The following is a 10,489-nucleotide window of genomic DNA, read 5'->3' on the forward strand; positions in this document are numbered from 1 at the left end:
CCACCGACCCACCGGCTCACCAGGTCGCCGGGTCCCGCGCGTCCACCGCGAAGACCGAGCCGTCCGGGGCCGAGCCGAACACCCGGTCGCCGACGATCAGCGGCGCGGGCACGAACACCGCGTACCCGAGGCGTCCGTCGAGGAGCCGGGGCCGGGTCTGTCCGATCATCGCCCCGCGCGCGGTGTCCACGGCGATCAGCCGCCCGTCCTGGACGGAGAAGTACAGCCGGTCGCCGGACCCGAGGACCGGCGTGGACACGTTCCCCGCCCCGGTCTCCAGCTCCCACAGCACCCCGGCGCCGCCCTTCGCCGTCTCGACGGCGGTCAGGCGCCCGCTCGCGTCGAGCACATGGACGACCGTGCCCCGTACGGCGAAGCCCCGGGCCTCGACCCGGTAGGGCAGGGGGACCTTGCGGACCGCGCCGCTCTCCGGGTCAAGCAGCAGAAGCCCGTCGAACAGCGAGCCCTGGTAGCGGGAACCGAGCAGCAGCGACCCGTCGCCGGTGCGGCCCAGCGCGTCGAGATAGCCGTCGAGGTCGTACTTCCGCACCACCTTCCCGGTGCGCGGGCGGAACTCCCCGACCCGGGTGCGCGAACCGTCGTCCGACACCTCGAAGACCGGCATCAGCCCGGACCCGGCGTCGTACGGCCCCGGCTGGGGCACCCCGAAGCCCTTCAGCGCGTGCCGCCAGAGCTGCTTCCCGGTCCGGCCGTCGACGGCCCGGATGCCTCCCGTGCCGTCGGTCAGGACGACCGCGTCACCGGCCGGCCAGTGCGGCTCGGGCAGGCCCGGCGCGTCGGCGCGCCAGCCGGGGACCCCGCTCCCGGTCGCGTACGCGCGGAGCGGACCGATCGCCGGGGCGGCGCCGACGAGACCGGGGGCGAGCAGGAACGGCGTGCTCGGCGGCTCCTCCTCGACGGGGGCGGTCCGTGACCAGACGACCCGGCCCGTCACGGGGTCGAGCCGGGAGATCCCGATGCCCCGGGCCGTGCAGTACAGCGCGCCACCGCTGTGCGCGCAGGCGGGCGCGGCGATCTCGCCCCGCTTCTGGAGCGTGGTGTGCCAGCCGGTGAAGGCGGTGGCGACCTCGGCCGAGCGCTCGGGCCTCTCGGGTCCGCCCCGGGCGGTCGGGGTCAGGACCGCGTACGCCCCGGCCCCCGCCACCACGAGCGCGGCGACGACGGCGAGGGTCGGGCGCGGACGGAGCCGCCCGAGCCGTCCGAGCCGACGGAGCCGCCCGGACCGACCGGGCGGCGGGGCGGGCACGGCGAACCGGACCGGGGTGTCGGCGTCCCACGCGGCACCGCCGTCACGCCCACCGGACAGGGCGTTCTGCCCCTCGGGCAGTGCGGGGCGCCGCCGCTGCGCCGGTATGAACGCCTCCGCCGCGTACGAGGGCGGCAGCAGCGCCGTCATGATCTCGGCCGGGGTGGGCCGGTCCTCCGGCTCCTTGGCGAGACAGCGCGCGACGAGCGGCGCGAGGTCCCCGGGGACGCCGGTCAGGTCCGGCTCGTCGTGGACCACCTGGTACGCCACGATGTACGGGCTGTCGGAGTCGAACGGGCCGTGCCCGGTCGACGCGTGCACCAGGACCGAGCCCAGCGCGAAGACGTCGGCGGCGGGCCCGACCTCGCGCGGGCGCTGGAACTGCTCGGGGGCCATGAACGGCGGCGAGCCGATGAGCTTCCCGGTCTCGGTGTGCAGGTCGCTGTCGACGGGCCGGGAGATGCCGAAGTCGATGACCTTGGGGCCGGTGTCGGTGAGCAGGACGTTGCTGGGCTTGAGGTCGCGGTGGACGACCCCGGCGCGGTGGATGTCCCGCAGTGCCTCGGCGAGCCCGGCGGTGAGCCTGCGCAGCTCGGCGGGGGACAGCGGACCGTTCCGTTTCACCTGGTCGGCGAGGGTCGGACCGGGCACGTAGAGGGTGGCCATCCAGGGGAGTACGGCATCGGGGTCGGCGTCCACCACGGGCGCGGTGAAGGCCCCGCTGACCCGGCGGGCCGCCGCGACCTCCTGGCGGAAACGCGCCCTGAACTCGGGGTCCTCCGCATACCGTGCGTGTACGACCTTGACCGCGAGCCGCAGTCCCGAAGCCGAGGCGGCGAGGTGTACGACCCCCATGCCGCCCGCGCCCAGACATGTCTGGAGCCGGTAGTCGCCCGCGTACTCGGGGCCCTCCGCTTCCCGGTCGGCACCTGTTCCGCGCAACGGTGGCATCGCCCACCCCCGTGTGATTCCCCGTCACCTCGCGCGCACGTGCGCGGCTCTCGGAGCCTAGTCCATGACCCCCGGGATGTCGGTGGAGCTTGCTAGCCTGCGCGTCGCGGAGAGTGAAACTCAGCGGAGTGCTTTTACGCCACACGGGGGAGAACAGATGGGCACCGACGAGAACACCACAGGACGTACGGCCACGGTCGCGCAGGTCACGGCGACGGCCGCCGCCGCCGCGCGCTATCCGCTCGCCCCGGGCTACCGGGTGAACGTGCGCTCCGGCCCCAGCACCCAGCACCCGGTCGTCCGCCAGCTCGCCGCGGGTTCCACCGTGGCGATCTCCTGCCAGAAGAACGGCGAGTCGGTCACCGGACCGTACGGCACCAGCCGGATCTGGGACGCCATCGGCTCCGGCGAATACGTCTCCGACTCCTACGTGCACACGGGCAGCAACGGCTTCGTCGCACCGCGCTGCGCCTGAGGCCCCTCGCCTCCGGGCCGGGGATAATCGACCTCGTGAGCGACGACGAGCAGACCCCCCGCACGGCAGGCGCCCCCGAGCCGGGCGCGCCCGACGGCACCCCCGCCGGGCCGCGCCCCGAGGAGATCCGTTTCTTCGGTACGAGCTGGGTGGATCACACCAGCCACTACGCGCTGCGCCGTGCCGGTCTGGCGGTGGGCTCGATCGCCGCCGCCGTCGCGGCCTGCTTCGTGCTGCGCTTCGCGTACGAGGGCCTGCAGATCGCGGACGTCGGCGGCATCGTCAACGTGCTGGTCGTCCTCATGTTCGCGGTCTGCAGCGCCATCGCCTTCAGCCGGACCTGGGAAGGCTTCCTGCGCCGCCCCGCCGACCCGGCCCGCGAGGAGTCCCTGCGCAGCCTCAAGGCGATCGGCTTCATCGGCTCGCTCCTCGCCTACGGGCTCCGCTGTCTGGTCGAGGCCCCCGGCGAGAAGCTCCGCCGCGCCGAGCACGAGACCGCCCGAGCCCAGTACGAGAAGCGCCGGGGCAACCGCACGGGCAACCCGGCGGCCCGCAAGAAGCCGAAGCGCAAGTAGCCGCGGCGCGGCCGAGCCGCGCCCCCGCACACGGGTCCGGACGCGCGATGTCACGTCCGGGGACACCCGCTTCGTCGTATCGGCATGAAGACGACACCGCAGCCCCGCCCCGCCCACCGTGTCCTCGTCCTCGGCGCGGGATACGCCGGACTCATGACCGCCCTCCGGCTCGGCCCGCACGCCCAGGTGACGCTCGTCGATCCGGCCGACCACTTCACCGAGCGCGTACGGCTCCACGAGCGCGCGGCGGGACGGCCCGACGTCACCCACCCCCTGGCCGGCTTCCTCCACCGCACCGGCATCACCCACGTACCGGCCCGCGCCACCGCCCTCGACACGGCGGCCCGCCTGGTCACGACCGACGACGGCCGGGCGCTCCCGTACGACCGGCTCGTCTACGCCCTCGGCAGCCGCACCGGCCTGCCCACCACGACCACGGCGAACCCCCGCGCCTACACGGCGGAGACCGCCGACGCCCTCCACAAGCACCTGCGGGACCGGCCCGGCACGGTCGCCGTCGTCGGCGGCGGCCTCACCGGGATCGAGATGGCCGCCGAACTCGCCGAGACCTACCGCCCGCTCGGCACCTCGGTGCGCCTCCTCACCGGGGGCCGGGTCGGCGCCGGACTCTCCCCGCGCGGCGCGTCCCATGTGCACCGGGTCCTCCAGGCCCGGGGCGCCAGGGTGGAGGAGGGGCACCGGGTCGGATCGCCCGACGAGGTGGACGCGGACGTGGTGGTCTGGGCCGCCGCCTTCGTCCCGAACGCCGAAATCGGGGCCGCCGCGGGCCTCGCCCTCGCCCCCTCCGGCCGGATCGCCGTGGACACCTCGCTGCGCTCGGTCTCCCACCCGGAGGTGTACGTCCCCGGCGACGCGGGCGCCGCCGCCCACCCCGGCGCGGACGGCGAACTGCGGATGGCCTGCGCCACCGCGCTGCCCACGGGGATGCACACGGCCCGCTCGATCGTCCGGGAACTGCGCGGCGAGGAGCCCGAACCGCTCTCCTTCGGCTACCGCTTCCAGTGCGTCAGCCTGGGGCGCCGGGACGGGCTCATCCAGTTCGTCCACCCGGACGACTCCCCCCGCGACCGCCTCCTCACCGGCCGCCCGGCGGCGGCGTTCAAGGAACTGGTGGTGCGCGGAGCGACCTGGTACATCCGCCGCTCGGCGCACCGCGGCTGACGGCCGCCCGCCAGGACGGGTGCGCCGAGCGGCGCTTGACGGCGGGTACCCCCGGGAGGACTATTCATCACATGATGAATTCCCCGCCGGGACCCGCCGACAACCCCCCACAACCCCCCACCCCCACCGCTCCCGCCCCCGTCTCCGATCCGACTCCCGGCTCCGCTCCTGGCCCTGCCGGACCAGCCAAAACTCCAGCCCCAGCCCCAGCCCAACCCCAAGCTCCGGCCCCACCCACCGCATCTCCCGCAGAGCCCCCGGCAACCGCCGTCTCCGCCGTCTCCGCGCACGGCCTCACCGTCGTCCGCGGTGGCCGCCCCGTCCTGCGCGGTCTCGACTTCACCGTCGAGGCAGGCCGCATCACCGGACTCCTCGGCCCTTCCGGCTGCGGCAAGACCACGCTCATGCGTGCCATCGTCGGCACCCAGGCCAAGGTCGACGGCACTCTCCGGGTCCTCGGCCGCCCGGCGGGCGACCCCACCCTCCGCTCCCGCATCGGCTACGTCACCCAGGCCCCCTCCGTCTACGACGACCTCACCGTCCGCCAGAACCTCGACTACTTCGCCGCCGTCCTGCTCCCCGGCCGCTCCCACCGCCGTGAACGCCGCGCCGCCGTCGACCGGGCCGTCGAAGACGTCGACCTCGTCTCCCACGCCGACGCCCTCGCGGGCAGGCTCTCCGGCGGCCAGCGCAGCCGCGTCTCGCTCGCCGTCGCGCTCCTCGGCACCCCGGACCTCCTCGTGCTCGACGAACCCACCGTCGGCCTCGACCCCGTCCTCCGCCGCGACCTCTGGGACCTCTTCCACCGGATCGCCGCCGACCGGGGCACCACGCTCCTCGTCTCCTCCCACGTCATGGACGAGGCCGAACGCTGCCACCGCCTGCTCCTCATGCGCGAAGGCGAGGTCCTCGCCGACGACACCCCCGAGAACCTCCGCCGCCGCAACGACACCACCACCGTCGAGGAAGCCTTCCTGCACCTGGTCGACGCGGCTGCCGCCCGCGCCACCGCGGCCCCCACGACCCGGCCCGCCCATGAGGAGAACCGGCCATGACGTCCGCCCGCACCCTCGCCACCGCCGCCCGCGTGCTGCGTCAGCTGCGCCACGACCCCCGCTCGATCGCCCTGATGCTCCTGGTGCCCTGCGTGATGCTCGTCCTGCTCCGGTACGTCTTCGACGGCAGCCCCGGCACCTTCGACAACCTCGGCGCCTCACTCCTCGGCATCTTCCCGCTCATCACGATGTTCCTGGTCACCTCGATCACCACCCTCCGTGAACGCACCTCCGGGACCCTCGAACGCCTCCTCGCCCTCCCCCTCGGCAAGGCCGACCTCATCGGTGGGTACGCCCTGGCCTTCGGCCTCGTCGCCGTCGTCCAGTCCCTCCTGGCCACCGGCCTCGCCCTCCGGGTCCTCGGCCTCGACGTCATCGGCTCCCCCTGGCTCCTCCTCCTGGTCGCCCTCCTCGACGCCCTCCTCGGCACCGCCCTCGGCCTCTTCGTCTCCGCCTTCGCCGCCTCCGAGTTCCAGGCCGTCCAGTTCATGCCGGCCGTGATCTTCCCCCAGCTCCTCCTCTGCGGCCTGTTCACCCCGCGCGACCGCATGGCTCCCGCACTCGAAGCGGTCTCGGACGTCCTGCCCATGTCGTACGCCGTCGACGGCATGAACCAGGTCCTCCGCCACTCCGAGGTCACCGGCGCCTTCGTCCGCGACGCCCTGGTCGTCGCGGGCTGCGCGCTCCTGGTCCTCGGCCTCGGCGCGGCCACCCTCCGCCGCCGCACCGCGTGACCGCTCCTCGGACACCCGCACACCACCCCGCCCACCGGTGCGAGGATGACGGCACGTACCCCCTCCGGCGAGGTGAACAGAGCCATGACCAAGACCGTCGCAGTCCTCGGCACCGGCAAGATCGGTGAAGCGCTCCTCAGCGGCATGATCCGCGCCGGCTGGCGCCCGGCGAACCTCCTGGTCACCGCCCGCCGTACCGAACGCGCCGAGGAGCTCCGCACCCGCTACGGGGTGGAGACCGTCACCAACGCCGAGGCCGCCAAGCGCGCCGACACCCTCATCCTGGCCGTCAAGCCCCAGGACATGGGCCGTCTCCTCGACGAACTCGCCCCCCACGTCACCGCCGACCGTCTGGTCATCAGCGCCGCCGCGGGCATCCCCACCTCGTTCATCGAAGACCGTCTCACCACCGGCACCCCCGTCGTCCGTGTCATGCCCAACACCCCCGTCCTCGTCGACGAGGGCATGTCCGTCATCTCCGCGGGCAGCCACGCCACCCCCGCCCACCTCGCCCACACCGAGGAGATCTTCGGCGGGGTCGGCAAGACCCTCCGCGTCCCCGAGTCCCAGCAGGACGCGGCCACCGCCCTCTCCGGCTCCGGCCCCGCGTACTTCTACTTCCTCGTCGAGGCCATGACGGACGCGGGCATCCTCCTCGGTCTGCCCCGCGCCCAGGCCCACGACCTCATCGTCCAGGCCGCCATCGGCGCCGCCGTGATGCTCCGCGACAGCGGCGAGCACCCCGTCAAGCTCCGCGAGGCCGTCACCTCTCCTGCGGGCACCACCATCAGCGCCATCCGCGAACTGGAGAACCACGGCGTACGGGCCGCCCTCATCGCCGCCCTGGAAGCCGCCCGTGACCGCAGCCGCGAACTCGCCTCCGGCAACAGCTGAACCCCCGAGCAACCACGGCACCGCCCCGAGCAACCACGGCCGGACCAGAGCAGTCACCCACGGCCACCCCGAACCGCCACGGCCGTACGCGCACAGCCGCCACAGCCGCGGCACACGGGCTCGACCCCTACCGCGCCCCCGCTCCCTTCACCACCTCCTCCGTGCTCACGACCCGGGCGAACCGCCCACCGTGCAGCGACACCGCCGTCGCCCGGGTCAGCTCCTCCGCCGTCTGCGACCACCCGAACGGCCCCTCCAGGTCGAAGGTGTGCATCGCGTCCAGCGCGAACAACACCTCGTACCCGAGGTTCCCGCCCATCCGGGCCGTCGTCTCGTTGCACATGTTGGTCTGGATGCCGACGATCACGATCTGCGCGATGTCCTGCCCCCTGAGCCACTCGTCGAGCGACGGCTCGCCGTAGAACGCCGAGTTCACGCTCTTCGTCACCAGCAGCTCAGGCCCGTCCCCCTTCCCGCGCCGCTCCTCCACGAAGTCCTTGAACGCGTTCCCCGCGTATCCCGCCCGCAGCGGCGACCGCGCCCCCGACGAGTCATGCCGTACGAAGACGACCGGCCGCCCCGTCTCCTGCCACACATCGATCAGCGCCGCGATGTTCCCCTCGGCCGCCGGATTGTTCCGCCTCCCCCAGTACTCCTCGTCGAAGCCCTTCTGCACGTCGACGACGACAAGGGCCGCGTTCTCCGCGATGTTCTCCGTGCTCTCCATGCCCCCGATCCTTCCCCGGCGCCCACCCGCCTCCCAGAGGGGCAAATGACAGCGATCGATGATTTACTGCCATGCGTGCCGCCCACCCCCACCCCCACACCCCGTCTCCAACGCGTCGCCCTCCTCTCCTTCCACGGCATCCGCGCCTTCGACGTCTCCGTCGTCACCGAGGTCTGGGGCAGCGACCGCACCCTCCGCGGCGTCCCTCCCTTCGAACTCCGCAGGGCCGCCGCCGACCCGGACACCCCCGTCCCCCTGCGCGGCGGCCTCACCCTCACCCCCGACCGCTCCCTCGACTGGCTCGACGGCCTCACCCCCACCGACCTCGTCCTGGTCCCCGGCGTCGAGGACCCCGACGCCGACGTCCCACCCCCGGTCCTCGACGCACTCCGCCGGGCCCACACTCGTGGAACGCCTGTCGCCTCGCTCTGCGCCGGCGCCTTCGTCCTCGCCCGCGCCGGACTTCTCGACGGCCGCCGCGCCGTCACCCACTGGCAGCTCGCCGGAACCCTCGCCGACCGCCACCCGAAGGTCCGGGTCGAACCCGACGCCCTCTTCGTCGAGGACACCGGCATCTGGACCTCGGCGGGCACCGCCGCCGGTATCGACCTCTGCCTCCACCTCGTCCGCACCGCCCACGGCGCCGAAGCAGCCGCCGCCATCGCCCGCTCGATGGTCACCGCCCCCTTCCGCACGGGCACCCAAGCCCAGTTCATCGAGCACCCCACCCCCCGCGCCGACCGCGACGCCGACGCCCTCGCCACCGTCCGCGCCCACGCCCTCGCCCACCTCGACGAGCCGCACACGATCGCGACCCTCGCCGCCCGCGCGGGCATGTCCCCACGCTCCTTCGCCCGCCACTTCCAGGCCACCACCGGCACCACCCCCCTGCACTGGCTCATCACCCAGCGCGTCGCCGCCGCACAGAAACTCCTGGAACTCACCGACCACCCCCTCCCCGAGGTGGCCCGCCGCGCGGGCTTCGGCAGCGAGGTCACGATGCGCCAGCACTTCGCCTCGCACCTCGCCACCAGCCCGCGCGACTACCGCAACGCCTTCCGTCACCCGGCGGGCAACAGCCCGATCGCCCCATAGGCCCGGTCCACCAGAGGCCGTGCCACCACCCGGGCCCGCTCGGCCCCGTCCCGTAGCACCTGATCAACGAAGCCGGGGTCCGCCGCCAACGCGGTATGCCGCTCCCGCAAGGGCCTCAGCAGCTCGACGACCGCATCCGCCGTGTCCTTCTTCAACGCTCCGTACGATGCGTATGCCCCGGCCAGAACCGAGGGATTCCCCCCGGTCGCCGCTGCCATCAGATCGAGTAGATTTGCGATTCCCGGCTTGACGTCCCGGTCGTACTCCACGACCTGCCCGCTGTCGGTGACGGCCCGCATGATCTTCCGCCGCACGGTCTCCGCGTCGTCCAGCAGATAGACGATCCCGGCCCCGTTCACGTGCGACTTCCCCATCTTCGACGTCGGGTCCTGCAGGTCCATGACCCGCGCCGCCACCTCGGGCCGGACCGCACGGGGCACTGTGAAGGTGTACCCGTACCGCTGGTTGAACCGCACCGCCAGGTCCCGGGTCAGCTCCACGTGCTGGGTCTGGTCCTCACCCACAGGCACCTCGTCCGCCCCATAGGCCAGGATGTCCGCCGCCATCAGCACCGGATAGGTCAGCAACGACAGCCGAACCCCCTGACCCGCCTCCCGCGCCAGGACGCTCTTCTCCCTGTACTGGATCATCCGCCGCAGCTCGCCGTCGGTGGCCACGCACTCCAGCAGGTACGACAGCCGTGCGTGCTCATCCACGTGACTCTGTACGAAGAGGGTGCACAGCTCCGGATCGAGCCCCGCCGCCAGGAGCAGCGTCGCCGCCTGCCGACTGAGCCGCCGCACCCGCGCCGGATCGTGTTCCACGGTCAGAGCGTGCAGATCGACGACGCTGAACAGCGCCTCAGCCCGGTACTGCTCGACCTCGACCCACCGGCGTACGGCTCCGAGGTAGTTGCCCAGCGTCAGGTGCCCCGTGGGCTTGATCCCGCTGAAGATCCTTGTCATCGCGTTCCTTCTCCCTCTTCTCCTGGCCGCCGATCCGACGGCCAGGCTCCCGGAGGGGATACGCGAACGGCCGCCGAAGCGGCGGCCGCGTGGTCATGCGCGAGTGGTGGGGCGCCGGCAGGCGGCCCACCACTGGGTGGTGTGCGCACGCGTAGTCATACGGAGAGCCTACGCCGCAGGACCCGGGTTGACATGGGATTCCAGGATCCGTAGTGTTCTCCGAGTTGTCCGACGTGAGCACCGACTCCGGTCGGCCCCGGACAGCCACTCCGCAAGATCCTCAGAAGCTGATGGTGCTTTGTTGTGCCGTTCTGCTTTCCGTGCGTTTTTGCGAAATGAGGAATCCGTGTTCGAAGTTCGGACGCAGCCGCCCGATTAGCGTCGGAGGCAGGGAATCCGCTAAAGTCTCACTCGTCGGAACGGCCCAACAGCCGGAAAGACAAATCCCGCTGACTGGGAATCAGACGCCGAAAGGATCTGATAGAGTCGGAAACGAAGGAAGCGCCCGGAGGGCCTGGGAACAGGAACGAAGGAAGCGTCCGCACCTTGAGAACTCAACAGCGTGCCAA

General features: G+C 72.7%; 9 protein-coding genes and 1 pseudogene. 7 read left to right on the forward strand and 3 right to left on the reverse strand.

Translation table 11 applies throughout. The features are described 5' to 3' along the window. Positions 1 to 16: 16 nt before the first annotated feature. On the reverse strand, positions 17 to 2,218 hold the full coding sequence (locus tag ACIO92_RS12740; protein ID WP_401234899.1) for a protein kinase: 2,202 nt from the start codon (positions 2,216 to 2,218) through the stop codon (positions 17 to 19). A gap of 157 nt (positions 2,219 to 2,375) precedes the next feature. Between ACIO92_RS12740 and ACIO92_RS12745 the strand changes: the two genes are divergently transcribed. From ACIO92_RS12745 to proC, 6 genes and pseudogenes are all read left to right on the forward strand, one after another. Continuing rightward, positions 2,376 to 2,693, forward strand: coding sequence for an SH3 domain-containing protein (locus ACIO92_RS12745; protein WP_366442120.1), 318 nt, complete (start codon positions 2,376 to 2,378; stop codon positions 2,691 to 2,693). Positions 2,694 to 2,728: 35 nt separating this feature from the next. Beyond that, positions 2,729 to 3,268, forward strand: coding sequence for a hypothetical protein (locus ACIO92_RS12750; protein WP_366442121.1), 540 nt, complete (start codon positions 2,729 to 2,731; stop codon positions 3,266 to 3,268). Positions 3,269 to 3,352: 84 nt separating this feature from the next. Further along, entirely contained in the window at positions 3,353 to 4,450 is a 1,098-nt protein-coding gene (locus tag ACIO92_RS12755; protein WP_402279841.1) for an NAD(P)/FAD-dependent oxidoreductase, read from the forward strand. Positions 4,451 to 4,722: 272 nt separating this feature from the next. After that, a pseudogene (locus tag ACIO92_RS12760) lies at positions 4,723 to 5,505 on the forward strand (ABC transporter ATP-binding protein); the annotation flags it as partial. Then, complete coding sequence (locus ACIO92_RS12765; RefSeq protein ID WP_366442123.1) at positions 5,502 to 6,239, forward strand: ABC transporter permease; 738 nt, start codon at positions 5,502 to 5,504, stop codon at positions 6,237 to 6,239. The pseudogene ACIO92_RS12760 and the gene ACIO92_RS12765, both read left to right, overlap by 4 nt. Before the next feature lie 84 nt (positions 6,240 to 6,323). Beyond that, positions 6,324 to 7,133 carry a pyrroline-5-carboxylate reductase gene (proC, locus tag ACIO92_RS12770; protein WP_351796360.1) on the forward strand — a complete coding sequence of 270 codons (810 nt, stop codon included), beginning with the start codon at positions 6,324 to 6,326 and terminating at the stop codon, positions 7,131 to 7,133. Between the two features lie 127 nt (positions 7,134 to 7,260). Here proC and ACIO92_RS12775 read toward each other — a convergent pair whose 3' ends face one another. Continuing rightward, positions 7,261 to 7,860, reverse strand: a complete 600-nt coding sequence (locus tag ACIO92_RS12775; protein WP_402279838.1) for a cysteine hydrolase family protein — start codon at positions 7,858 to 7,860, stop codon at positions 7,261 to 7,263. Positions 7,861 to 7,905: 45 nt separating this feature from the next. Between ACIO92_RS12775 and ACIO92_RS12780 the strand changes: the two genes are divergently transcribed. Continuing rightward, positions 7,906 to 8,955 (forward strand): GlxA family transcriptional regulator, encoded by a 1,050-nt coding sequence (locus ACIO92_RS12780; protein ID WP_402279836.1) that lies wholly within the window; start codon positions 7,906 to 7,908, stop codon positions 8,953 to 8,955. Here ACIO92_RS12780 and trpS read toward each other — a convergent pair. Further along, positions 8,922 to 9,920, reverse strand: a complete 999-nt coding sequence (gene trpS / locus ACIO92_RS12785) for a tryptophan--tRNA ligase (protein ID WP_366442126.1) — start codon at positions 9,918 to 9,920, stop codon at positions 8,922 to 8,924. The genes ACIO92_RS12780 and trpS overlap by 34 nt on opposite strands. Between the last annotated feature and the right edge of the window lie 569 nt (positions 9,921 to 10,489).

Origin of the sequence: Streptomyces sp. NPDC087215, from assembly GCF_044744885.1 — a bacterium.
Classification (GTDB): Bacteria; Actinomycetota; Actinomycetes; order Streptomycetales; family Streptomycetaceae; genus Streptomyces.

Coding starts and splice junctions, on each gene's coding strand:
- ACIO92_RS12740 (WP_401234899.1), bottom strand. CDS start 2,218: ATGCCACCGTTGCGCGGAACAGGTGCCGACCGGGAAGCGGAGGGCCCC.
- ACIO92_RS12745 (WP_366442120.1), top strand. CDS start 2,376: ATGGGCACCGACGAGAACACCACAGGACGTACGGCCACGGTCGCGCAG.
- ACIO92_RS12755 (WP_402279841.1), top strand. CDS start 3,353: ATGAAGACGACACCGCAGCCCCGCCCCGCCCACCGTGTCCTCGTCCTC.
- ACIO92_RS12765 (WP_366442123.1), top strand. CDS start 5,502: ATGACGTCCGCCCGCACCCTCGCCACCGCCGCCCGCGTGCTGCGTCAG.
- proC (WP_351796360.1), top strand. CDS start 6,324: ATGACCAAGACCGTCGCAGTCCTCGGCACCGGCAAGATCGGTGAAGCG.
- ACIO92_RS12775 (WP_402279838.1), bottom strand. CDS start 7,860: ATGGAGAGCACGGAGAACATCGCGGAGAACGCGGCCCTTGTCGTCGTC.
- ACIO92_RS12780 (WP_402279836.1), top strand. CDS start 7,906: ATGACAGCGATCGATGATTTACTGCCATGCGTGCCGCCCACCCCCACC.
- trpS (WP_366442126.1), bottom strand. CDS start 9,920: ATGACAAGGATCTTCAGCGGGATCAAGCCCACGGGGCACCTGACGCTG.